Source organism: Pantoea sp. AS142, from assembly GCF_037152305.1.
Lineage (GTDB): Bacteria > Pseudomonadota > Gammaproteobacteria > Enterobacterales > Enterobacteriaceae > Pantoea.
This window is the reverse complement of the sequence record NZ_JBBCMO010000002.1, coordinates 386,639-410,985: the sequence shown is the minus strand read 5'-3', so window position 1 is coordinate 410,985 and position 24,347 is coordinate 386,639. Positions and strand designations below refer to the sequence as shown.

The following is a 24,347-nucleotide window of genomic DNA, read 5'->3' as shown; positions in this document are numbered from 1 at the left end:
GGCGTGACGCCTTTATCAGGGGGATCGATGACTACGCAAAGCACTAACGTCCGCTGGCAGTTATGGATTGTTGCCATCGGCTTCTTTATGCAGACGCTGGATACTACCATCGTTAATACTGCGATCCCGTCGATGGCGCACGATTTGGGTGTCAGCCCGCTGCATATGCACTCGGTGATCGTCTATTACGTGCTGACCGTGGCGGTGATGCTGCCAGTCAGTGGCTGGCTGGCGGATCGCTTTGGCGTGCGTAATATTTTCTTCTGCGCGATTCTGCTATTCAGCCTCGGCTCACTGCTGTGCGCCCTCGCCGCCACGCTGGATCAGCTGGTGCTGTCGCGGGTGGTGCAGGGAATTGGCGGTGCCATGATGGTGCCGGTGGGTCGCCTGACAGTGATGAAAATCGTGCCGCGTGAGCAATATATGTCCGCCATGACCTTTGTCACCCTGCCTGGCCAGATCGGCCCGCTGCTGGGTCCGGCGCTGGGCGGTGTATTGGTGGAGTACGCCAGCTGGCACTGGATCTTTCTGATCAATATCCCGGTCGGCATCGCAGGCGCCATCGCCACCCTGATCCTGATGCCCAACTACCGCATGCAGACCCGTCGCTTTGATTTCGGCGGTTTTATCCTGCTGGCAGCCGGTATGGCAACCCTGACGCTGGCACTGGATGGTCAGCGCAGCAGCGGCGGCTCACCGTTGCTGCTGGGTGCCATGATCCTTATTGGTCTGTTCTCTTTGCTGTTCTACCTGATGCATGCCCGCGGCAATGAGAATGCGCTGTTCAGCCTGAAACTGTTTGATAATCGCCTCTATTCCATCGGTCTGCTCGGCAGTTTTACCGGCCGCATCGGCAGCGGGATGCTGCCCTTTATGACGCCCATCTTCCTGCAGCTTGGCATGGGCTACAGCCCGTTTCACGCGGGGCTGATGATGATTCCGATGGTGCTGGGCAATATGGGGATGAAGCGCATTGTGGTGCATATCGTCAATCTCTATGGCTACCGCAACGTGCTGGTGATGTCGACCGTGGCGCTGGCGCTGGTGGTACTGCTGTTCCCGCTGATGGCGATCCTGGGCTGGGTCTGGCTGCTGCCACTGGTGTTATTCCTGCAGGGCATGGTCAATGCCATTCGCTTTTCTTCGATGAATACCCTGACGCTGAAAGAGCTGCCGGATGAGCTGGCGTCCAGCGGAAACAGCCTGCTGTCGATGATTATGCAGCTGTCGATGAGTATTGGCGTCACCGTGGCCGGGCTGTTACTGGGGGCATTTTCCCAGGAGAGCGCGGCGAACAGTGCGGTGGAACACCAGATGTTTATTTATACCTACCTTTGCATGTCGCTGATTATCATCCTGCCCGCGCTGGTGTTTTGGCGCGTGCCGCCACAGGTGAGTACCAACGTTGATCTGCGACGCCGGAGAGAAAAATGAGAGTTAACCTGCACCTGGGTATCGGAGCCAAATTGTTTACGGCGATTTTCGCCACCTGCATGCTGGTGCTGATTACCATGCACTGGGGGGTTCGCCTCAGTTTCGAGCATGGCTTTGTCGACTACATTAAGCGCGGCAACCAGCAGCGCTTAAATCTGCTTAGCGATGCCCTGGCCGATCAGTATGAGCAGCACGGCAACTGGGATTTTTTGCGCCACAACGATCGGCTGGTATTCACTATGCTGCGTTCGCTGGAGCAAAACCCTGACAGTAATAGTCAGCTACCGCCCCACGGCTGGCGTACCCAGTTCTGGATCCTTGATCAGCAATATAAAGTGATGATCGGGCCACGATCCCCGGTCCCCCCCGAGGGCACGCGGCGCAACATCACCACCAGCAACGGCAAAGTGGTCGGCTGGGTGATTGGTTCGCCGCCGGAGCGGCTGACCCGCAGTACCGACATTAACTTTGATCAGCAACAGCGGCGCACCAGCTGGATTATTGTTGGCCTGTCGACGCTGCTGGCGGCGCTGGCGACCTGGCTGATGGCACGCGGTCTGCTGGCCCCGGTTAAACGGCTGGTTGACGGCACCCATCATTTGGCAGCCGGTAATTTTGCCACCCGCGTTGAGGTCAGCAGCCGGGATGAGCTGGGCCAGCTGGCCAGGGACTTTAACCTGCTTGCCAGCTCGCTGGAGAAAAATGAAAGCATGCGGCGTGCCTTTATGGCCGATATCTCTCACGAGTTACGCACGCCGCTGGCGATCCTGCGCGGTGAACTGGAAGCGATGCAGGATGGGGTGCGCAAACTGACACCGGAAGCGATTACCTCTCTGCAGAGTGAAGTGGTGGTGCTGAGCAAGCTGGTAGATGATCTGCACCAGCTATCACTGTCGGATGAGGGTGCCCTTGCCTACCGTAAGCAGGCGACCGATCTGGTGCAACTGCTGGAAGTCACAGCGGGCAGCTTTGCCGAACGCTATCGTGCACACGGCCTTACGCTGAAACTGAATCTGCCCGATCAGGCTCCTTTCTTTGGCGATCCTGATCGCCTGATACAGTTGTTTACTAACCTGCTGGAGAACAGCCTGCGCTACACCGACAGCGGAGGCCGGGTTGAAGTGACGTTGAAGTATGACGCACCGAACTGGCGCATCGAGTTTGATGACAGTGCGCCGGGGGTGGATAGAGAACATCAGGCGCAGATTTTTGAACGCTTCTTTCGCACCGAAGGTTCACGCAACCGGGCCAGCGGCGGCTCGGGTCTGGGCCTTGCCATCTGTAAAAATATCGCTGACGCACATGGCGGTGATATTCATGCGGCGCACTCTGATTTAGGTGGACTGAAAATCGCGCTACACTTGCGCTATGTTCCCCTTGTGTAGACGCTTATGAGCCTGGAAAACCACGACCCGCTAATTCTGGTGGTCGAAGATGAGCCGAAACTGGCGCAGCTGATGATCGATTATCTGCACGCCTCGAACTACCGAACCCATCACATTGCTGATGGCAGCGCAGTGCTGGATTATGTGCGCCAGACGCCACCCGACCTTATGCTGCTGGATTTGATGCTGCCTGGCACAGACGGGTTAACGCTGTGCCGTGAAATCCGTCGCCATTCTGAGTTGCCGATTATTATGGTCACCGCCCGCACTGAGGAAATCGACCGGCTGCTGGGACTGGAGCTGGGCGCGGATGACTACATCTGTAAACCCTTTAGCCCGCGTGAAGTGGTGGCGCGGGTGAAGACTATTCTGCGCCGGGTAACACGTTCGGCGAAAGAGCCGCACAGCGCCTCGTTACTCCGGGTCGATGAGAGCCGCTTCTTCGCCAGCTGGCGCGAAAAGCCGCTGGATTTAACCCCGGCGGAGTTCCGCCTGCTGAAAACGCTGTCGCTGGAACCGGGTAAAGTTTTTTCACGCGAACAGCTGCTCAACCATCTCTATGATGACTACCGTGTGGTCACGGACCGCACCATTGACAGCCATATCAAGAATCTGCGACGCAAGCTGGAGCATCTCGACAGCGAGCAACCCTTTATCCGCGCCGTCTATGGCATGGGCTATCGCTGGGAAGCCGATGCCTGTCATTTGATCTAGTTTGATCTCGATCAATTTACTTCCCTTTTCTCACTGCCTACAATTCCGCACCTTTCGCAGGGCTTAACGCCCTGCACCTGCTGCCTGAGGCGGCATACTGACCTGACATCAGTGAGACGATCATGAAACCCGAACTGCTTTCCCCTGCCGGCACGCTTAAGAACATGCGTTACGCCTTTGCCTATGGTGCCGATGCCGTCTATGCCGGCCAGCCGCGTTACAGCCTGCGGGTGCGTAACAACGAATTTACCCACGAAAATCTCGCGCTGGGTATCAGTGAAGCCCACGCGCTGGGCAAGAAATTCTACGTGGTGGTGAACATTGCGCCGCACAACGCCAAGCTGAAAACCTTTATTCGTGACTTAGCGCCCGTGGTGGCGATGCAGCCCGATGCGCTGATCATGTCCGATCCCGGCCTTATTATGCTGGTGCGTGACGCCTTCCCGTCGATGCCGATTCATCTGTCGGTGCAGGCCAATGCGGTCAACTGGGCCACGGTAAAATTCTGGCAGCAGATGGGACTGAGCCGGGTGATCCTGTCACGCGAGCTGTCGCTGGAAGAGATCGCCGAAATCCGCCAGCAAGTGCCGGAAATGGAGCTGGAAGTCTTTGTTCATGGCGCGCTTTGCATGGCCTATTCCGGCCGCTGCCTGTTGTCGGGTTACATGAACAAACGCGACCCGAATCAGGGCACCTGCACTAACGCCTGCCGCTGGGAATATAAAGTGGCAGAAGGTCAGCAGGATGAGGTGGGTAATATCGTTGGTATCCACCAGCCTATCGCCGTACAGGATGTGACGCCTACGCTGGGCGTGGGTCAACCCACCGATAAAGTGTTTCTGCTGGAAGAGAAGATGAAGCCCGGCGAGGTGATGAGCGCGTTCGAGGACGAGCACGGCACTTACATCATGAACTCGCGGGATCTGCGCGCGGTCGCACACGTGGAGCGGCTCAGCGAGATGGGCGTCCATTCGCTGAAGATTGAGGGACGCACCAAGTCCTACTATTACTGCGCCCGCACCGCGCAGGTTTATCGCCGGGCAATTGATGATGCCGCCGCCGGTAAGCCGTTTGATCCCTCACTGCTGTTAACCCTGGAAGGTCTCGCGCATCGCGGATATACCGAAGGCTTCCTGCGCCGCCACACCCACGACAGCTATCAGAATTATCAGCAGGGCTTTTCGGTTTCCGATCGCCAGCAGTTCGTCGGCGAATTTACCGGCGAGCGCCGGGGCGAATGGGCTGAAGTGGCCGTGAAGAATAAGTTTTTGCTGCATGACAGCGTAGAGATCATGACGCCAGAAGGGAACCTGCAATGCCAGCTGGATGCCCTGCAGAATGCACGCGGCGAACCGACCCAGGTTGCGCCGGGCGATGGCCATCGTGTGTGGCTGCAGGTGCCTGAGGCGGTAGATCTGCGTTTTGCATTACTGCTACGCAACTTTGATCACGGTGAGGATACCCGGGTCCCTCATAATCGGTTACCAACGGAAACAATTTGAGGAAATCAGAACAGGATCACAGTCCCCCGGTCGGGGCTGCTTTATAGTCCCGCCTGCTGCTAATGAGTAACAATAAACGGCAGATTTACCAGGAACCACCTCATTTACCCGCCCGGCTCCCCCGCGCGGGTTTTCTTTTTTCTCTCTTTCGCCAATAATTTACTGCTGGCAGCTGTGTTATAAATTCCCTTCTTACTCTGTAGATCTTCAAGGAACGCAAAATGGATAATAAACCGCTTACGCTGCTCATCCTCAATGGGAAAGGCGCCGGTAATGATGATCTGCGCGACGCTATTGCGACCCTGCGTGAAGAAGGCTTCGACATTGCAGTGCGTGTCACGTTTGAAAAAGGTGACGGTGATCGCTACGTCAAAGAGGCCATAGCGCTGCAGGCAGAGACTGTGGTGGCGGGTGGTGGCGATGGCACCATAAATGAAGTCGCGACGGCGCTGGCGGCTTCTGAAGCGGATCATCGCCCGGTGTTGGGCATCCTGCCACTGGGTACCGCTAACGACTTCGCCACCAGCGTTGGTATCCCGGAAGAGATGGAACCGGCACTGAGACTGGCGATTCAGGGCAAAGCGAGTGCCATCGATCTGGCCAGGGTCAATCAGAGCCACTACTTCATTAATATGGCGACAGGTGGGTTTGGCACCCGCATCACCACAGAAACCCCGGAAAAGCTGAAGTCGGCACTGGGCGGTGTCTCCTACTTTATTCACGGCCTGATGCGCATGGATACGCTGAAACCCGATACCTGTGAGATCAGCAGTCCCGATTTCGCCTGGCAGGGTGATGCGCTGGTTATCGGTATCGGTAATGGGCGGCAGGCGGGCGGCGGTCAGCGGTTATGCCCTTCTGCCCTGATTAATGATGGTCGACTGGACGTCAGTATTGTTACCGCCCAGGAGCTGCTGCCAACCCTGCTGCACTCACTGACCGGTGACGATGACAATCCCGGCATCGTCACCACGCAGGTGGAGTCACTGACCATCCGCTCTCCGCATGAGATGACCTTTAACCTGGATGGTGAGCCGCTCTCCGGATGCGAATTCGTGATTGAGGTAATGGCGGGCGTACTGAGCTGTCGCCTCCCGCCGCAATGTGCACTCCTTTCCTGAACATTTTTCCTGAGCATTATTGAGGGGGCGTAAGCTCCCTTTTTATGGCCGCCAGTTTCCTCTTTTTTATTACATCTCCCCAGGTTATATAAAAAGCCGGAGCTTCTGTTCACAGCGCTTTTTTAGCCCTGAAAACAGTCTGTGATTGGCTTCACAACTCTGCCCGCCTAACTTGTATGGTAGTATTAAATCGCGTACTTTTTCGTCATTGAACGCTGACTAAAGGCAAACAGGATGAAAATTGTTAAGGCGGAAGTATTTGTAACCTGCGCAGGCAGAAACTTTGTCACCGTGAAGATCACCACCGATCAGGGTCTGACCGGCATTGGCGATGCGACGCTGAATGGCCGCGAACTGCCGGTCGCCTCCTACCTGAAAGATCACGTCTGTCCGCAGCTGATTGGCCGTGATGCACATCAGATTGAAGATATCTGGCAATATTTCTATAAAGGCGCTTACTGGCGTCGCGGCCCCGTGACCATGTCCGCCATTTCAGCCGTTGATATGGCGCTGTGGGATATCAAAGGTAAAGCCGCCAATATGCCGGTCTATCAGCTGCTGGGCGGTGCCTCACGTACCGGCGTCATGGTCTATTGCCACACCACTGGTCACTCCATTGATGAAGTGATGGATGACTACGCGAAGCACAAAGAGCTGGGCTTCAAGGCGATTCGTGCGCAGTGCGGCGTACCGGGCATGAAAACCACCTATGGCATGGCGAAAGGCAAAGGACTGGCTTACGAACCCGCAACCAAGGGTAACTGGCCGGAAGAGCAACTCTGGTCGACGGAAAAATACCTCGATTTCACCCCGAAACTGTTCGCAGCGATCCGTGACAAATTCGGTTTCGATGAGCATCTGCTTCATGACATGCACCATCGCCTGACCCCCATTGAAGCGGCGCGCTTTGGCAAGAGCGTAGAAGATTATCGCCTGTTCTGGATGGAAGATCCGACGCCAGCTGAGAATCAGGCGTGTTTCCGCCTGATCCGCCAGCACACGGTTACGCCAATTGCGGTAGGCGAAGTATTCAACAGCATCTGGGATTGTAAGCAGCTGATTGAAGAGCAGCTAATCGACTATATCCGCACCACCATTACCCACGCGGGCGGCATTACCGGTATGCGGCGCATCGCTGATTTTGCGTCGCTCTATCAGGTGCGCACCGGCTCACACGGTCCCTCTGATCTCTCCCCAGTCTGCATGGCGGCGGCTCTGCACTTTGACCTCTGGGTACCGAACTTCGGCGTGCAGGAGTATATGGGTTTCTCCGAACAGATGATGGAGCTGTTTGATGCTAACTGGACCTTTGACCAGGGCTACATGCACCCAGGCGACAAGCCGGGTCTCGGCATTGAGTTTAACGAGAAACTGGCAGCGAAATACCCCTATGAACCGGCCTATCTGCCGGTAGCCCGTCTTGAAGATGGCACCCTCTGGAACTGGTAAGGAGAACCCCATGAAAAGCGTTGTTATTGAACAGCCGGGTGAACTGGTGGTGGCTGAACGTCCAGTGCCACAGCCGGCGGCGGGCGAAGTCCGGGTTAAAGTGGCCTATGCCAGCATCTGCGGCTCTGATGTGCATATCTGGCACGGTCATAACCCGTTCGCGAAATATCCACGGGTCATTGGTCACGAATTTTTTGGCGTTATCGATGCGGTGGGTGACGGGGTCGATGCGGCACGGCTTGGCCAGCGCGTGGCGGTGGATCCGGTGGTGAGTTGCGGCACCTGCTATCCCTGTTCAGTGGGCCGCCCCAATGTCTGTACCTCCCTGCAGGTGATTGGAGTACATCGTGACGGCGGTTTCAGCGAGTATGCACTGGCTCCGGCAAAAAATGCCTGGCCGTTGCCGGACGCGATTCCCGACAAACTTGCCAGTCTGGTCGAGCCTTTCACTATCGCAGCCAACATCACGGCGTTTCTCAAGCCGCAGGCGGATGATGTGGCGCTGATTTATGGTGCCGGTCCGATGGGACTCACCGCCATTCAGGTGCTGAAGGGCGTCTATCAGGTGAAAAAGGTAATGGTGGTAGATCGCCTGCCGGAACGTCTGGCGCTGGCTGAACAGAGCGGTGCCGATCAACTGTTCGATAACAGCGAAATCCCGCTGGCGGCACAGCTTGAGGGCGTGCAGCCTACGCTGATTATCGACGCAGCCTGCCACCCCACCATTCTGGCCGAAGCGGCTGCGCTCGCCTCACCAGCCGCGCGCATCGGCCTGCTGGGCTTCTCCGGCGAACCGTGCAGCATTACTCAGCAAAGTCTTACCAGCAAAGAGCTGTCGCTGTTTACCTCACGTCTTAACAGCAACCGCTTTCCGCAGGTGATTGAATGGATGGAAAAAGGGTTAATCCAGCCAGAGAAGCTGGTTACGCACTATTTCCCGCTTCAGGAGATTGAACGCGCCATGACGTTGTTTGAAAAAGATCCGCGCACCTGCTGCAAAGTGATCCTGCAAATGGGTTAATGCCCGCTGAACACCAGGTGTCCTTAGCCGGTGCGTACCCGCCGGCATAATTAAAAAGAGAAAACAGATCACGGAGTTAGTATGTTCAAGAATCTGCGCTGGACCCTCGTTTTGTTGCTGTTCCTGGTGTACATGATCAATTACCTCGATCGTGTCGCCCTGTCTCTGACAGTGCCGCTGGTAGAGAAAGATCTGGCGATCAATGCTGAGCAGTTCGGTATGATCTTCGGCAGCTTTTTCTTTGGCTATGCCCTGTTTAACTTCGTCGGCGGCCTCGCCACCGACCGCTTTGGCCCAAAAACCGTGCTGGCAGTGGCGGTGGGTGCCTGGTCGATTTTCTGCGGCATGACCGCGCTGGCCACCGGCTTCTGGTCGCTGCTGATTCTGCGTGTGCTGTTCGGCATGGCGGAAGGCCCGATCTGCTCTTCAGCGAACAAAGCGATTAACGGCTGGTTCCCGAAAAAACAGGCGGCGACTGCTATGGGCATGCTCAGCGCCGGGTCACCACTGGGCGGCGCGGTAGCCGGTCCAATCATCGGCTATCTGGCGCTGGCTTACGGCTGGCGTCCGGCGTTTGTGATAGTCTGCTGCATCGGTCTGGTGTGGATGGCCTTCTGGCTCTTCTTCGCCGCTGATAATCCGGCGAAGAGTAAACGAGTGAGCGAAGAGGAGCGCAACCTGATTGCACAACTGAAAGCCACGAACCCAAATGATGAGGTCGATCTGTCAGAGACGCCACATCCGTTTGGTTACTATCTGCGCCAGCCGATTATCCTGGTTACTGCGTTTGCCTTCTTCTGCTACAACTACATCCTGTTCTTCTTCCTGAGCTGGTTTCCGGCCTATCTGGTACAGGCCCACGGCCTGGACATTAAATCGATGAGTATCACCACCATGATCCCGTGGATCGTCGGTTTCGTTGGTCTGGCGCTGGGTGGCTGGATCTCCGATAAAATCTTTAACATCACCGGCAAACTGTTGTTGTCGCGCAAAATTGTGCTGGTGGTCTCACTGCTGGCAGCCGCAATTTGTGTGGCACTGGCGGGTACGATAAAAGAGGTCGTTCCCGCAGTGATGATGATGTCGGTGTCGATTTTCTTTCTCTACATTACCGGCGCGATCTACTGGGCAATTATTCAGGATGTGGTGCACAAGAGCCGTATCGGCAGCATCAGCGGTTTTATCCATCTGGTGGGTAGCCTTTCCGGCATCATCGGGCCGATCGTCACCGGCTTTATAGTTCAGCACACCGGTAAATTCGATAGCGCATTTGTACTGGCTGGCTGTGTCGCCGCGCTGGGTGCCTTCCTGGTGCTGTTTGTGATTCGCAGTCCGAAACCTGAGGATAAGCCGGTTTCGGTCTGAGTGTTGTTCCGCTAACAGAACGATGATTTTGGGGCGCTTTGCGCCCCGTTTGCCATAAGGACGAACTATGTTACAGATTGATTGCCTGCCCGCTGAGGTCCAGCGCCCCACTTACGACCGCAGCCAGTTAAAAACCCGCATGGTACATATCGGTTTTGGTGCGTTTCACCGCGCTCATCAGGCACTCTGCAGCGATAAGCTGGCTGAGCAGGGCAGCGACTGGGGATATTGCGAAGTGAACCTCAACAGCGGCGCGCTGATTCAGGCCCTGCGTGAGCAGCATCTGCTCTACACCCTCACTGAGATGGCCGATGATAAAATGCATACCCGGGTGATTGGGGTTATTACGCAGGCGCTGCACGGAAAAAGTGACGGGATTGAGGCGGTGATCAACGCGATGAGTCAGCCTGAGGTGGCCATTGTCTCCATGACCGTCACCGAGAAAGGCTACTGCCACCAGCCCGCCAGTGGCAATTTAAACCTCGGGCATCCTGATATCGTGCATGATCTGCAGAATCCGAATTCACCGCACTCGTTACCGGGTCTGATTCTGGCTGCGATTCGCCGCCGACGGGAACGGGGTTTGCCTGCCTTCAGCGTGATGTCCTGTGACAACATGCCGGAAAATGGTCACGTCACGCGCAACGTGATTGTGCAACTGGCACAGCGGCAGGATCCGGCGCTGGCGGACTATATTCAGCAGCACATCACTTTCCCCTCAACTATGGTGGACCGCATCGTTCCGGCCATGACCGATACAGCTTTGGCCACGCTGAGCACGCGTCTGGGTTCCAGCGACCGGGTTGCGGTAGAGGCGGAACCCTTCTTTCAGTGGGTGATTGAAGATAACTTCGTCAATGGCCGTCCGGCGTGGGAAAAAGCGGGCGCCGAGCTGGTCAGTGATGTTCTGCCCTATGAAGAGATGAAACTGCGCATGCTGAATGGCAGCCACTCTTTTCTGGCCTATCTCGGCTTCCTGGCAGGTTATGAGTACATCAGCGACTGCATGGCCGATCCCCATTTCCGCGCAGCCGCCCGTTCACTGATGGTTGATGAGCAGGCGCCGACGCTGCGCATTCAGGGCGTGGATCTCAACGCCTATGCCGATTCGCTGATCGCCCGTTATGAAAACCGTGCGATTAAACATCGCACCGGACAGATTGCCACCGATGGTACCCAGAAACTGCCACAGCGCATGCTCGACAGTGTACGCTGGCACCTGCAGCACGGTAGCCGCTGCGACCTGCTGCTATTGGGCGTGGCGGGATGGATGCACTATGTCGGCGGCACCGATGAACAGGGTCAGTCAATTGAGATTCGCGATCCGATGCAGAAACAACTGGCTGAATGTGTTGCGGGTAGCGAAGATGGCGAGGCTCGTGTGCGGACGTTACTTTCCATTCGCGAGGTGTTTGGCGAGGATCTGCTGCAAAATGCCGATGTAGTGGCCCGGCTGACCGCCTGGTACGAGCAACTGACCACGCAGGGGGCTCGCGCTACAGTGCAGCACTTTCTAAACCGCGGCTAAAGGCTCTGTAACAAAGCGCTGGCGCAGACGCAGCGCGCTGATTAGACTGACACTTTCCCATCGCGCTGGCCTCTGCCAGCCGTAATATGGATATTGCTGCATGTCGATCGCCTATACCATTACCCCCAGCGAACCGGTAAATCAGCAGATTTACCGGTATCTGCGCCGAGATATTGTCACCTGCGCAATTCAGCCGGGCTCGCTACTTTCTGAAAAAGAGGTCTCCGCGCGCTTCAACGTCTCGCGCCAGCCGGTACGCGAAGCGTTCATCAAGCTGGCCGAAGCCGGACTGGTACAGGTATTGCCGCAGCGAGGCACCTTCGTGCGCAAAATCTCCGCTAAACGGGTGGCAGATGGCCGCTTTATCCGTGAGGCGGTGGAAGTATCGGTGGTCCGCCGTGCGGCGCTGGAGATTGATGATCCGGCACTGATGGCGCTGGAGCATAACCTGCAACTGCAGCGCATGGCCGCTGAGCGGCATGACAGTCAGGCTTTTCTCAGCCTGGACGATGAGTTTCATCGCCTGATCGCTGAAAGCATTGACTGTAAGCTAGCCTGGGAGACAGTGGAGAATATCAAAGCGGCAATGGACCGGGTGCGATTTCTGACGCTGAGTGAAGTCTCTCCGCCGGACAAGCTGATTGAGCAGCATGAAGAGATTTTTGCCGCGCTGAAGCGCCATGACTCCGATGCTGCCGAAGCGGCAATGCGTCGTCACCTGCAGGAGATGATCTTCTCGATCACCCCGATTGCCGAGCGTAACAGCGCCTGGTTTGAAGCACCCTGAGCCTGAAAGATTAATCGCCTGCACCGTCCGATTGGCTGGTCGATGCGGGCGTTCGTTATTACCACCATTGATGAAAATGGTGAACCGGCCCGATACCCTTCCCGACCTCCAGGGAATCCGCCTGCAGCAGCGCCTGCTGTAACCAGTTTTTAGCGTCTCCAATCGTCTCTGCCCAGTCAACATGGCGTGGACGCAACGCGGCTAAGGCTGCCGAGAGTGTGCAGCCGGTGCCATGCGTATGACGGGTATTCACGCGCCGCGTGCTGAATCGCTGCTCTGCTGAATGCGTGACCAGCCAGTCCGGGCTCTCCGCCGCCAGAAGGTGCCCGCCCTTCATCAGCACGGCCTGACAGCCCAGCGCCAGCAATGCCCGCCCCTGTTCGCGCATCTCAGCCTCATCTGTGGCAATGGCGCAATCGAGCAACACCGCCGCTTCTGGCAGATTAGGCGTGATCAGCGCGACCTGTGGCAATAACAGCTCACGCACACTGGCAACGGCGTCTGGTGAGAGCAGCGCATCGCCACTTTTCGCGATCATTACCGTATCCAGCACCACAAACGGGATTTCCGCATGCTTCAGCCGGGCAGCAACCTGCTCCACAATGGCCGTTTCTGACAGCATGCCGATTTTCGCACTGTCGATACGTACGTCATTCAGCACCGAATCGAGCTGGGCGGCCACAAAGTCAGGCGTGATACGGTAAACAGACTGCACGCCACAGGTGTTCTGTGCCACCAGCGCGGTAATCACACTGGTGCCATAGGCCCCAAGGGCTGAAAAGGTTTTGAGATCGGCCTGTATGCCTGCGCCGCCGCTGGGATCGGTACCGGCAATCGTCAGGGCATTAATGCGTTTCATGATCCACCTCCAGCGTCCAGAGCGCATCAATAAACGTTGTGGCAAAACTGCCTGGCCCGGCTGACTGCGACGCCGCTTTTTCACCTGCCCGAGCCATGACCTGACAGGCGGTGGCGACATTTATCAGCCGATCGCCAGGCAGACTGCTGAAACCGGCCACCACGGCCGAGAGTGCGCAGCCGGTGCCCACCACCCGCGTCATTAAGGGCGTGCCACCGCTGATGGTAAGAATTCGCTGACCATCGGTGGCGTAGTCCACTTCACCCGTCACTACCACCAGCGTGCGCCAGGTGATGGCAAGCTGCTGTGCCGCATCAAGGGCCGCATCTGCCTGATGCAGCGTATCGACACCGCGCCCGCCGCGGGCCTGCTGTGCCAGCGCCAGAATCTCTGAAGCATTCCCCCTAATCACCGCCGGTTGCTGGCTCAGCAGTTGCTGGCAAAAGTCGGTGCGCAGCGTCAGCGCGCCGACCGCGACCGGATCAAGCGTCCAGGGGGTGCCCGCCTGCCTGGCGGCAGTGATAGCAACCTGCATCGCCTGCTGACGTTCGCGGGTTAAGGTGCCGACATTAATCAGCAGGGCATCGGCAAAGCCGCTGAACTGTGCCGCTTCATCAGCATCGATCACCATCGCCGGTGAGGCATTCAGTGCCAGCAAGACGTTAGCGGTGAAGTTCTGGACCACGTCATTGGTCATGCAATGCACCAGCGGTGACTGACAACGGAAAGTGTGCAAACGGGGCGCGAAGTGCGCGGCAGAAAGGTGTTGAGATCGATGTGTCATCATAGCTCCCAACCGGCGAACAAGAAGGCGAATGCGGTCAGGCATCAGACTTCCCTACGCTGGCATTATCCAGTTCAGGTCAGCGGGTTTTTCTCAGCCCTTTCACTGTGGAAAGCGGCACCCCGAGTCGTGTTACGGTTTGCAGCATAGGCAAGCCGTCCGGCGAAAGCAAGCGACACCAGTCAGGCAAATAATTGTGCATGAGACAATTCACATGATCCCGATCAACGCCTGACGGTGCAAAAAGAGGCTTAATGCTGCGGGTTAGCAAGTTACCTCTTAATAGGTAGCCCCGTTTTTTACTCTGACGGGTATTATTTTCCGCGCCCACCTGAGTTATCCCATAATAATTAACCTGCTCGCAGCACCATCGTAAAAAATATTATATTTCATGGGGTTAAAAACTTCTGGAACGGAAATTCATACTATTCAGGATGTATGATGCGATTGTCAGCGCTTATTCCACACCGCCATCGATGGCAGGATATTATTATTGAACGCAAGGGTGCCATGGCGCCCAATGGCAGACAGTATTTTTCCACCTATATTTCCGCGCGCTGCTCAGGCTGTGGCGAAATTATTCACCGGGTCTATTACCGTGATATTACTGACCAGCAGGCACGCCGCTGGTTGGGCTAACGTCCCAGCTACGGTCAATTCAGACACCGCTAAGTTAACAGTTAGTTAGCAATTTGTTAGTCTGGTAACTAATCATCGTCTGACCAGACTCTCTCTATGCCACTGCTGTTTGAAAGCTTAAACCATCAAATTTATCTGTCAGCCCCGCTGTTTATCCTGATTCTGCTGGGATACGGCCTGACGCGCCTCGGAAAATGGCCCGCCAGCATCAGCGAAGGGATGAACCGTTTTGTGTTCAATGTTGCCCTACCCTGCATGTTGTTTCGGGTCATGAGCACCTTTTCGCAAAGCCCGCCGGTTGATGCGCGCCTGTTACTGGCCTTCTTTGGCAGTTGCCTGCTGGTGTTTATGGTGGGCCGGTTGCTGGCGGCACGACTGTTTAATCTGGATGGTGTGGCGGCATCGGTCTTTGCGCTGGGGGGAATCTTTTCCAATAATGTGATGTTGGGGATCCCGGTGGCCACAGTGCTGCTGGGGCCAGAGGCCCTGCCCCCGGTAGCGCTGGTGCTGGTGTTTAATAGCCTGATCCTCTGGACCTTATTGACCGTTTCAGTCGAGTGGGCAAAACAGGGCAGCTTCTCGCTGAAAGGCGTGTGGCGCACCCTGATCGGTGTACTGAAGAACCCGCTGATCATCGGCATTCTCAGCGGCACGGCATGGAGTTTCCTGCAACATCCCTTGCCGGTACTCGCCGCTGAACCGCTGCGAATGCTGGCCTCGCTGGCGGCGCCCCTGTCACTGGTAACGCTGGGCATGAGTCTGGCGCACTATCGGGTGCGGGATGGATTGAAAGAGAGCTATACCCTGTGTCTGCTGAAGCTGGTGCTGCAACCGATGACGGTATGGGCAATCGCCTGGCTGACCGGTCTGCCGCCGCTGGAGAGTAAAGTGGTGGTGTTGCTGGGGTCGATGGCGGTCGGGGTTAACGTCTATCTGATGTCGCAGAAATTTAATGTCATTACCGGCCCGGCGGCGGCGAGTATGCTGTTTTCTACGCTGTTTGCGGCAGTGACGACGCCAATCTGGATGATGCTGATGACGCTGGCGGGCTATTAACAGGATAATAAAAAAAAAGCCCCTCAGCACGGGTGCTGAAGGGCTACTGTCTGGCTGGCGAACGTTATTCAGCCGATTTATTACGAATCAGATAGTCAAAAGCGCTGAGTGACGCTTTTGCCCCTTCGCCACTGGCGATGATGATCTGTTTGTACGGCACGGTGGTACAGTCACCTGCGGCGAACACGCCTTTCAGGCTGGTTTCGCATTTACCATCGATGATGATCTCACCCATTTTGTTGCGCTCAACCGCGCCTTCCAGCCATGGCGTATTTGGCAGCAGACCGATCTGAACGAAGATACCGGCGAGCGGCAGCTCATGGGTGGTCTGCGTCGTACGGTCGATATAGTGCAGGCCAGTCACTTTAGTACCGTCGCCTTTCACTTCAGTGGTCTGCGCGTTCAGGATCACATCAACGTTTTTCAGGCTGCGCAGTTTATCCTGCAGCACCTGGTCAGCACGCATCTCACTGGCAAACTCCAGCAGCGTAACGTGTTCAACGATACCCGCCAGATCGATGGCGGCTTCAACGCCGGAGTTACCGCCGCCGATCACTGCCGTGCGCTTGCCTTTGAACAGCGGGCCATCACAGTGTGGGCAATAGGTCACGCCTTTGGTGCGATACTCTTCTTCACCCGGCACGCCCATGTTACGCCAGCGTGCGCCGGTCGCCAGGATGATGCTACGTGATTTAAGCACGGCGCCTGAGGCGGTTTCAATGGCGTGCATGCCGCCCTCTTTCGCTGCCGGGATCAGTTTGATGGCGCTCTGGCTTTCAATGACGTCCACGTTGTAATCATCAACGTGTGCGCGCAATGAACCTGCCAGTTTTGCCCCTTCGGTTTTCGGTACGGAGATATAGTTTTCGATATCCACTGTGTCCAATACCTGGCCGCCAAAACGCTCACCCAGCAGGCCGGTACGGATACCCTTACGTGCTGAGTAGATGGCTGCCGCTGCGCCCGCCGGGCCGCTGCCGATAATCAGAACTTCATAAGCGTCGCGCTTGTTCAGCTCTTCCGCCGCGCGTTTATCTGCGTTGGTATCCACTTTGCTGACGATTTCCGCCAGGCTCATGCGGCCCTGACCAAACTCTTTACCGTTGAGGTAAACCGCTGGCACGCCCATTACGTTACGTTCCTGAATCTCGTTCTGGAACAGGCCACCATCGATAGCGGTGTGGCTGATGCGCGGGTTAATCACCGCCATCAGATTCAGCGCCTGTACGACGTCAGGGCAGTTATGGCATGAAAGTGAATAGTAGGTTTCGAAGTGGAAATCGCTGTCCAGCGCGGCGATCTGATCCAGCAGGCTTTGTGCTTCTTTTGACGGATGCCCACCGGTCTGCAACAGTGCCAGCACCAGTGAGGTAAATTCGTGACCCAGCGGTGAGCCAGCAAAACGCGGGCCACTGTTCGAACCTGGGTTGGTGATCAGGAAAGAGGGCTTACGCACCTGACGATCGTTCTCTTCACGGAAGCTGACTTTGTCAGACAAGCCGGCGATATCAACCAACAGTTCACGGATCTCGGTTGATTTTGCCCCCTCATCCAGGTTGGCAATCAACTCAACAGGTTTGGTTAATTTCTCAAGATAAGCCTTGAGCTGCGTTTTCAAATTTGTGTCGAGCATAGTGATGTCCTGGTCAAAAAATCGGGTGCCGCAGCACCCGATTGGAGAATGGTCGAAAGGCCGAAGCCGGATTAGATTTTGCCAACCAGGTCCAGGGACGGAGCCAGTGTTGCATCACCTTCTTTCCATTTCGCCGGGCACACTTCGCCTGGGTGAGAAGCCACATACTGAGCAGCTTTCACTTTGCGCAGCAGGTCAGAGGCGTCACGGCCAATGCCTTCAGCAGTGATTTCGATCGCCTGGATAACGCCTTCCGGGTCAACGATAAAGGTACCACGGTCAGCCAGACCTTCTGCTTCACGCATGATTTCGAAGTTACGGGTCAGCGCGCCAGTTGGGTCACCGATCATCGCGTACTGGATTTTCGCAATGGTTTCTGAGGAACCGTGCCAGGCTTTGTGGGTAAAGTGGGTGTCGGTAGAAACGGAGTAGATATCTACGCCCAGTTTCTGGAAATCTTCGTAGTAGTCAGCCACGTCGCCCAGTTCGGTCGGGCAAACAAAGGTGAAGTCAGCTGGATAGAAGAAGAACACACTCCATTTACCTTCAACGTCTTTCTCGGTTACGTCGATGAATTCGCCGTTTTTGAATGCTGCGTTTTTGAACGGCTTGATTTTGGTATTGATAATAGACATCTGGTGGCCTCCGTTAAAATATGTGATGCAGGTTACATAATTTTCGGGCCAACATCTAATATGCGGACGTTATCAATCTGATAAACGAAAGCTATCAAACGCTGAGAGACTGATGCTCTCTGGCCCGGCAGGCAGTGTACAGCGATTTACGTGACATTTAACCCGCTTTATCTTTACGCCCCTCTCCGCTAAACACTGCTAGTTTTGTAAGACCGCATTAAAAGGGAGCAGACCTGTGGAGATTCGTCCGTTTACTGAAGCCGATCGTCCTTTCCTGCGTACGCTGTTTCTGGCGGCGCGACGGCATAACTGGCGCTGGCTTGATGGCAGCGAGTGGCAACTGGAAGATTTTGATGGCGTCATCCTGGGCGAAACCGTGCTGGTCGCCGAATCTGAGGGTCAGCGCGTCGGCTTTGCGGGGCTGCTGGAGAACGATAACTTCCTGCACAGCCTCTATGTCGATCCTGACTGGCAGGGTTGCGGCGTAGGCAGCGCTTTACTGCAGGCGGTTGAGGCGCGCTTTACCTCCACTGGCGCACTCAAGTGCCTGCAGAAGAACAAAGCGGCGCAGGCCTTTTACCTGAAACATGGCTGGAAGATGATTTCACAGGGTGAAGGCGAGCACGGCGGCTACGTGCTCATGCACTACCCGCTGGCCTCGCAATATGCCAGCGGGTCGGGTCGGGCTTAAAGCGCGCGGAATGCAATGTCGCCAGGGATGACGTCGCCCTGCCAGTAGAGCTGAGCAGCGACCCGTCCGGCCAGCTGGCGATAAAGCGCGGTAAACTCGCTATCTGGCCGACGCATCACCGTCGGTTCGCCTTCATCAAGATCTTCACGCAGGTCAATGTGCAGCGGCAGCTGGGCCAGTAGCTGCGTCTGGTAATCTTCCACCAGTTTCTGCGCGCCGCCGGTGCCGAAAATCGGCTCGTGGAATCCACACTGACTGCAGACATGCAGGCTCATGTTTTCCACTACGCCCAGTACGGGCACATTGACCTTTTCAAACATCACCAGCCCCTTGCGGGCATCAATCAGGGCGATGTCCTGCGGCGTAGTCACCACCAGCGCGCCGGTGACTGGCACATTCTGCGCCAGCGTCAGCTGAATGTCGCCGGTGCCGGGCGGCATATCCAGCACCAGATAATCCAGCTCTGGCCACAGCGTCTCATTCAGCAACTGCATCAGCGCCTTGCTGGCCATTGGCCCGCGCCACACCATCGCATTATCGTCCGTGACCAGGTAACCAATGGAGTTGGTTGCCAGACCGTGCGCCATGATCGGTGCCATGTGGGTGCCATCCGGCGAGGAAGGCCGTTGATCCTGGGTGCCGAGCATGTTCGGCACTGACGGGCCATAGATATCGGCATCAAGAATGCCGACCCGCGCGCCCTCGGCTGCCAGTGCCAGTGCCATGTTCACGGCGGTGCTCGATTTACCGACGCCCCCTTTGCCGGAGCTGACCGCAATAATGTTTTTAACGCCGTTAACGCCTGGCTGGTTTTTTACGCGTTTCAGGGTGGCAATGTCATGGCTGAGTCGCCAGTCGATAGCGCGTGCCCCGGTCTGACGCAGCAGTTCGGCGCTGACCTGCTCTTTCAGGACATCGAAACCGCTGGCCCAGGCAAACGGCATCAGCAGTTCCACATGCAGCGTACCGTCAAGCTGCGCCACATGATGCAGCGCCTTCAGCGCGGTGAGATTCTGTTTAAGGGTCGGATGCTCAAAGCGTCTCAATACGCCAGCGACGATGGCGCGCAGGCCTTCAGGCGTATGTGGTTCCCGGGATTGTGCTGTCATCCCTCACTCCTTATTTCTGCTGTGCTTACGCTGTGTTTCAGCGATGTATTGTCAATGATATCAGATGCTCGTGGATTCGCGGCGACTGGCGGCTGTGAATCCCTTGTGTTTACGCAGGAGAAGCCTTCAGTTACCATCTAAGCCCGTTTTTTCAATCAACAGAAAGCTACGCAAACTATGACTCAAGTCGCTAAAAAAATTCTGGTAACGTGCGCGCTGCCTTACGCGAACGGATCAATCCATCTCGGCCACATGCTCGAGCATATCCAGGCAGACATTTGGGTGCGTTATCAGCGAATGCGTGGCAATCAGGTTTACTTCATCTGCGCCGACGATGCGCACGGTACGCCTATCATGCTGAAAGCTCAGCAGCTTGGGATGGCACCGGAGCAGATGATTGCAGAGATGAAAAGTGAGCATGAAGCCGACTTTGCCGGTTTCAACGTCAGCTATGACAACTATCACTCGACCCATGGCGACGAAAACCGTGAGCTTTCTGCGCTGATTTACGGCCGTCTGAAAGAGAACGGATTCATTAAAAACCGCACCATTTCTCAACTCTACGATCCGGAAAAAGGGATGTTCCTGCCGGATCGTTTTGTGAAAGGCACCTGCCCGAAATGTAAATCTGCCGATCAGTATGGCGATAACTGCGAAGTGTGCGGCGCAACCTACAGTCCGACCGAGTTAATTGAGCCAAAGTCAGTGGTCTCTGGTGCGACGCCGGAGCTGCGTGACTCTGAACACTTCTTCTTTGATCTGCCGTCGTTCAGCACCATGCTGCAGGCCTGGACCCGCTCCGGTGCGTTGCAGGATCAGGTGGCGAACAAAATGCAGGAGTGGTTTGAATCGGGCCTGCAGCAGTGGGATATCTCCCGCGACGCGCCTTACTTCGGCTTTGAAATTCCCGATGCGCCAGGCAAGTATTTCTATGTCTGGCTGGATGCGCCTATCGGCTACATGGGCTCGTTTAAGAACCTGTGCGACAAGCGCGGTGACATCGACTTCGACGAATTCTGGCGTAAAGACTCCACTACCGAGCTCTATCACTTTATCGGTAAGGATATCGTCTATTTCCACAGTCTGTTCTGGCCAGCGATGCTGGAAGGCAGCAACTTCCGTAAGCCCAACAACCTGTTTGTGCACGGCTATGTCACCGTGAACGGTGCCAAGATGTCGAAGTCGCGCGGCACCTTTATTAAAGCCAGCACCTGGCTGCAACACCTGGATGCCGACAGCCTGCGTTACTACTACGCGGCGAAACTCTCTTCACGTATTGACGATATCGACCTCAATCTGGAAGATTTCGTACAACGCGTTAATGCCGATATCGTCAACAAAGTGGTTAATCTGGCATCGCGTAACGCGGGCTTTATCACCAAACGCTTTGACGGAAAACTGGCGGCTGAGCTGGCCGATCCGGCGCTTTATCAGACCTTCGTGGACGCGTCAGAGAAGATTGGTGAAGCCTGGGCAAGTCGTGAATACAGCCGGGCTATCCGTGAAATCATGGCGCTGGCCGACCTGGCAAACCGCTATGTTGATGAGCAGGCGCCCTGGGTTGTGGCGAAGCAGGAAGGCCGCGATGCCGATCTGCAGGCGATCTGCTCAATGGGCATTAACCTGTTCCGCATTCTGATGACCTGGCTGAAGCCGGTACTGCCTTCACTGAGCGCCCGTGCAGAAGGCTTCCTGAACTGTGAACTGAGTTGGGATGCTATCGCGCAGCCCTTGCTGGATCATCAGGTTGCGCCATTCAAAGCGCTTTACAGCCGCATTGAAATGGCAAAAGTTGAGGGACTGATTGAGGCGTCGAAAGAGGATGCTGCCGCAGCCAGTGCACCCGCCGTAAGCGGCCCGCTGGCAGATGCGCCGGTTGGTGAGACCATCACCATCGACGATTTCGCCAAAGTCGATATGCGCGTGGCGCTGATTGAGCAGGCGGAACGGGTAGAGGGTTCGGACAAGCTGCTGCGTCTGCAGCTCGATTTGGGCGGCGAAAAGCGTCAGATCTTTTCGGGCATTCGCGCCGCCTATCCTGATCCCGCCGTGCTGGTCGGTAAAATGACCATTATCGTGGCCAACCTCGCGCCGCGTAAAATGCGCTTTGGTATCTCTGAAGGCATGGTGCTGTCAGCGGGTCCGGGCGGCAAAGATTTGTTCGTGCTGTCAGTCGACAGCGGTGCCGTGCCGGGTATGCCCGTTAAGTAACGCTCTGCACCCTGCCGCAGCTTAAACCGCTTAAGTGCAGTGCCGTTCTGAACCCTTCGCGCCTTATCACCGGTGCGAAGGGTTATCTCCCTCATCGCATTCTCACCACCACCGTCTGCCTCCCCTCTGCTGGAACTTTGCGTCTGTTATGGCTCCACTGCCGCATAATGTGATCGCTAGCACGCTAAGCGGTTAATGCGTATGATGAAGCTCAGTGAAAACAGGAGCCTGCCATGCTCACCGTGCTGTCTGTCTGCGGGCGCTATCTCCGCGCCTTTATCATCATTTATCTCTGCTTATACGCCGGCATCGGCATCGCCTCGCTGTTGCCTATCAAGCTGCCCGGCAGCATTCTTGGTATGTTAATTCTGTTTGCCCTGCTCGCGTCACAGATCATGCCGGTCAGTTGGGTTAAGCCGGGCTGTCATCTGCTGATTCGCTACATGGCGCTGCTTTTTGTGCCCATCAGTGTTGGGGTGATGAGCTACACCGATATTCTGACCGCGCAGTTTGGCCCTATCGTAATCTCCTGTGTCGTCAGCACCTTCCTGGTACTCTCCATTGTGGGCGTAAGCGCCCACCAGCTTCACAGCCGCCGTCCGGCCGGGGAGTCAGGTGATGAGTGAAATATGGTGGTCACTGCCGCTGACGCTGTCAGCATTTCTTCTGGCGCGCAAGCTGGCGATACGGCTGAAAATCTCTCTGCTTAATCCGCTGCTGATGGCAATGGCAATTATTATCCCGATACTGTTGCTGTTGCAGCTGCCTTACTCGCGCTATTTCGCTGGCAGTCAGATTCTGAATCAGCTGCTACAGCCCGCAGTGGTCGCGCTGGCACTGCCGCTGTATGAACAGATGCACCAGATCCGTGCCCGCTGGAAATCGATTATTGGCGTCTGCTTTATCGGCAGCCTGACCGCCATGACCTCTGGCACCGCCATTGCCCTGTGGATGGGTGCCACGCCCGAAATTGCCGCCACCATCATTCCTAAATCTGTTACCACGCCTATCGCGATGGCCGTCTCCGGTTCGCTGCACGGCATTCCCGCCATCAGCGCCATCTGCGTGCTGATTGCCGGGGTACTGGGGGCAGTATTTGGCCATACAGTGTTGAACCTGCTTGGCGTAAAATCTAAAGCAGCGCGCGGGCTGGCGATCGGTAATGCATCGCATGCGCTCGGTACGGCACGCGCCGCCGAGCTTAACTATCAGGAAGGGGCATTCAGCTCACTGGCGCTGGTGATCTGCGGCATCATCACCTCACTGCTGGCACCGTTTATTTTTCCGCTGCTGCTACATTGGTTTGGCTGAAAGTTTGCGAGAGATCTCGCAAAGTTGAAACTTGCAACACAGGTTACATTGTCAGAGCGATAGGGATCACATATAAACCGGTGACCGGCACATCGCCCTGCTGAATTTAATGAGGCTCACATGCAATCCCGTTTCCTCTCTGCTTTTGAGGCATTGCCGTCAACGCTGCAAACTGCTCTCGCTCCTCTGCTGGACGTTCCTGACTTTCAGGCGGTGTTCAGCGCCGACCAGGTTGCCTCACTGCAGCAACAGACACAAATGGATGCCGATGCCCTTGCGTTGGCGCTGCTGCCGCTGGCGGCGTCCTGTGCCGTTGCCACCGTGTCGCATTTTAACGTTGGGGCAATTGCCCGTGGCGTCAGCGGCAACTGGTACTTTGGGGCCAACATGGAATTTGTCGGCGCGCCTCTGCAGCAGACGGTTCACGCCGAGCAAAGCGCGATTACCCATGCGTGGCTGCGTGGCGAGCGGCAGCTTGAGACCATCACCGTTAACTACACGCCCTGTGGTCACTGCCGTCAGTTTATGAACGAACTGAACAGCGGCACGGGCATTCGTATCAGCCTGCCACAACGTGCGATCAGCACGCTGGCCGATTATCTGCCGGATGCCTTTGGACCACGCGATCTCGACATCACGACCTTCCTGATGGACAAGGTGGATCACGGCTATTTGGCAGAGGGCGATGCGCTGGTGCAAGCCGCCGCCGCTGCCGCCAATGCCAGCCACGCCCCCTACAGCCAGTCACACTCCGGTGTTGCGCTGCTGACCGCTGATGGCGCGATTGTCGCCGGTCGCTATGCGGAAAATGCCGCGTTTAACCCGAGCTTCCCGCCGCTTCAGGCAGCGCTGGTCCTGCTGAACATGCAGGGCGGCGATGTTCGCCAGATAAAAAAAGCGGTGTTAGCTGAGGTGGAAAATGCCACGTTAAGCCAGTTCTCCGCCACGCAGGCAACCCTGAACACATTTGGTTGCGGTGAGCTACTGCAGGTCACGCTATACAAACCATAACCCGCTGCCGGGGAGACCACAGTTTTGTGAGCTTTTATGAACAAACGCTGTACTTCTGCGGGAAATTTCATAGGATCTGGCACCAGAATTCACGTCATTAAA

Annotated in this window: 22 protein-coding genes and 1 riboswitch; of the genes, 17 read left to right on the top strand and 5 right to left on the bottom strand. The window is 56.2% G+C overall.

Annotated features, from left to right (window positions below; all coding sequences use genetic code 11):
* The first annotated feature begins 27 nt into the window (after positions 1-27).
* The 10 genes from WFO64_RS06900 to WFO64_RS06855 all read left to right on the top strand — a co-directional run bounded on the left by WFO64_RS06900 (position 28) and on the right by WFO64_RS06855 (position 12,306).
* Positions 28-1,434 (top strand): MFS transporter, encoded by a 1,407-nt coding sequence (locus WFO64_RS06900; protein WP_337010150.1) that lies wholly within the window; start codon positions 28-30, stop codon positions 1,432-1,434.
* Positions 1,431-2,819, top strand: coding sequence for a two-component system sensor histidine kinase BaeS (gene baeS, locus WFO64_RS06895; protein ID WP_337010149.1), 1,389 nt, complete (start codon positions 1,431-1,433; stop codon positions 2,817-2,819). Before WFO64_RS06900 ends, baeS begins: the two co-directional genes overlap by 4 nt.
* Before the next feature lie 6 nt (positions 2,820-2,825).
* Entirely contained in the window at positions 2,826-3,533 is a 708-nt protein-coding gene (gene baeR / locus WFO64_RS06890) for a two-component system response regulator BaeR (RefSeq protein WP_337010147.1), read from the top strand.
* A 119-nt stretch (positions 3,534-3,652) separates the two neighbouring features.
* Entirely contained in the window at positions 3,653-5,035 is a 1,383-nt protein-coding gene (trhP, locus tag WFO64_RS06885) for a prephenate-dependent tRNA uridine(34) hydroxylase TrhP (protein ID WP_337010526.1), read from the top strand.
* Positions 5,036-5,256: 221 nt separating this feature from the next.
* The gene (gene yegS / locus WFO64_RS06880; RefSeq protein WP_337010145.1) at positions 5,257-6,156 is read left to right on the top strand and encodes a lipid kinase YegS; all 900 of its coding nucleotides are present in this window, start codon (positions 5,257-5,259) and stop codon (positions 6,154-6,156) included.
* Between the two features lie 234 nt (positions 6,157-6,390).
* Positions 6,391-7,605 carry a D-mannonate dehydratase ManD gene (gene manD, locus WFO64_RS06875; RefSeq protein WP_337010143.1) on the top strand — a complete coding sequence of 405 codons (1,215 nt, stop codon included), beginning with the start codon at positions 6,391-6,393 and terminating at the stop codon, positions 7,603-7,605.
* Positions 7,606-7,615: 10 nt separating this feature from the next.
* Positions 7,616-8,626 (top strand): Zn-dependent oxidoreductase, encoded by a 1,011-nt coding sequence (locus WFO64_RS06870; protein WP_337010141.1) that lies wholly within the window; start codon positions 7,616-7,618, stop codon positions 8,624-8,626.
* Between the two features lie 81 nt (positions 8,627-8,707).
* Entirely contained in the window at positions 8,708-9,991 is a 1,284-nt protein-coding gene (locus WFO64_RS06865; protein WP_337010139.1) for an MFS transporter, read from the top strand.
* A gap of 67 nt (positions 9,992-10,058) precedes the next feature.
* Entirely contained in the window at positions 10,059-11,519 is a 1,461-nt protein-coding gene (locus WFO64_RS06860; protein WP_337010137.1) for a mannitol dehydrogenase family protein, read from the top strand.
* Between the two features lie 100 nt (positions 11,520-11,619).
* Positions 11,620-12,306 (top strand): GntR family transcriptional regulator, encoded by a 687-nt coding sequence (locus tag WFO64_RS06855; RefSeq protein WP_337010135.1) that lies wholly within the window; start codon positions 11,620-11,622, stop codon positions 12,304-12,306.
* A 58-nt stretch (positions 12,307-12,364) separates the two neighbouring features.
* Here the strand turns inward: WFO64_RS06855 and thiD are convergent, their stop codons facing one another.
* Positions 12,365-13,165 carry a bifunctional hydroxymethylpyrimidine kinase/phosphomethylpyrimidine kinase gene (gene thiD, locus WFO64_RS06850; protein WP_337010133.1) on the bottom strand — a complete coding sequence of 267 codons (801 nt, stop codon included), beginning with the start codon at positions 13,163-13,165 and terminating at the stop codon, positions 12,365-12,367.
* A complete protein-coding gene (gene thiM, locus WFO64_RS06845) occupies positions 13,152-13,949 on the bottom strand; it encodes a hydroxyethylthiazole kinase (protein WP_337010524.1) in 798 nt (265 codons plus the stop codon). The genes thiD and thiM overlap by 14 nt, the downstream gene beginning before the upstream one ends.
* 34 nt (positions 13,950-13,983) lie before the next feature.
* Positions 13,984-14,084: riboswitch (TPP riboswitch) on the bottom strand.
* A gap of 306 nt (positions 14,085-14,390) precedes the next feature.
* Between thiM and WFO64_RS06840 the strand changes: the two genes are divergently transcribed.
* Together WFO64_RS06840 and WFO64_RS06835 are read left to right on the top strand one after the other, a co-directional pair.
* Entirely contained in the window at positions 14,391-14,588 is a 198-nt protein-coding gene (locus WFO64_RS06840) for a hypothetical protein (protein ID WP_337010522.1), read from the top strand.
* Positions 14,589-14,684: 96 nt separating this feature from the next.
* Positions 14,685-15,644 carry an AEC family transporter gene (locus tag WFO64_RS06835; RefSeq protein ID WP_337010131.1) on the top strand — a complete coding sequence of 320 codons (960 nt, stop codon included), beginning with the start codon at positions 14,685-14,687 and terminating at the stop codon, positions 15,642-15,644.
* 64 nt (positions 15,645-15,708) lie between these two features.
* On the opposite strand, the gene ahpF is transcribed toward WFO64_RS06835, so the two are convergent.
* Both ahpF and ahpC read right to left on the bottom strand, forming a co-directional pair.
* Positions 15,709-17,277 carry an alkyl hydroperoxide reductase subunit F gene (gene ahpF, locus WFO64_RS06830; protein WP_337010129.1) on the bottom strand — a complete coding sequence of 523 codons (1,569 nt, stop codon included), beginning with the start codon at positions 17,275-17,277 and terminating at the stop codon, positions 15,709-15,711.
* Between the two features lie 71 nt (positions 17,278-17,348).
* On the bottom strand, positions 17,349-17,912 hold the full coding sequence (gene ahpC / locus WFO64_RS06825) for an alkyl hydroperoxide reductase subunit C (protein ID WP_337010127.1): 564 nt from the start codon (positions 17,910-17,912) through the stop codon (positions 17,349-17,351).
* A gap of 235 nt (positions 17,913-18,147) precedes the next feature.
* On the opposite strand from ahpC, the gene WFO64_RS06820 reads away from it, so the two are divergent.
* The gene (locus tag WFO64_RS06820) at positions 18,148-18,603 is read left to right on the top strand and encodes a GNAT family N-acetyltransferase (protein WP_337010125.1); all 456 of its coding nucleotides are present in this window, start codon (positions 18,148-18,150) and stop codon (positions 18,601-18,603) included.
* Here WFO64_RS06820 and apbC read toward each other — a convergent pair.
* A complete protein-coding gene (gene apbC / locus WFO64_RS06815) occupies positions 18,600-19,712 on the bottom strand; it encodes an iron-sulfur cluster carrier protein ApbC (RefSeq protein ID WP_337010123.1) in 1,113 nt (370 codons plus the stop codon). The two genes, WFO64_RS06820 and apbC, sit on opposite strands and share 4 nt — an antisense overlap.
* Before the next feature lie 177 nt (positions 19,713-19,889).
* Between apbC and metG the strand changes: the two genes are divergently transcribed.
* The 4 genes from metG (at position 19,890) to cdd (ending at position 24,245) form a co-directional block, all read left to right on the top strand.
* A complete protein-coding gene (metG, locus tag WFO64_RS06810) occupies positions 19,890-21,923 on the top strand; it encodes a methionine--tRNA ligase (protein ID WP_337010121.1) in 2,034 nt (677 codons plus the stop codon).
* A 233-nt stretch (positions 21,924-22,156) separates the two neighbouring features.
* Positions 22,157-22,549, top strand: a complete 393-nt coding sequence (locus WFO64_RS06805) for a CidA/LrgA family protein (protein ID WP_337010119.1) — start codon at positions 22,157-22,159, stop codon at positions 22,547-22,549.
* The gene (locus tag WFO64_RS06800) at positions 22,542-23,234 is read left to right on the top strand and encodes a CidB/LrgB family autolysis modulator (protein WP_337010117.1); all 693 of its coding nucleotides are present in this window, start codon (positions 22,542-22,544) and stop codon (positions 23,232-23,234) included. Before WFO64_RS06805 ends, WFO64_RS06800 begins: the two co-directional genes overlap by 8 nt.
* A gap of 120 nt (positions 23,235-23,354) precedes the next feature.
* A complete protein-coding gene (cdd, locus tag WFO64_RS06795; RefSeq protein ID WP_337010115.1) occupies positions 23,355-24,245 on the top strand; it encodes a cytidine deaminase in 891 nt (296 codons plus the stop codon).
* Positions 24,246-24,347: the final 102 nt, after the last annotated feature.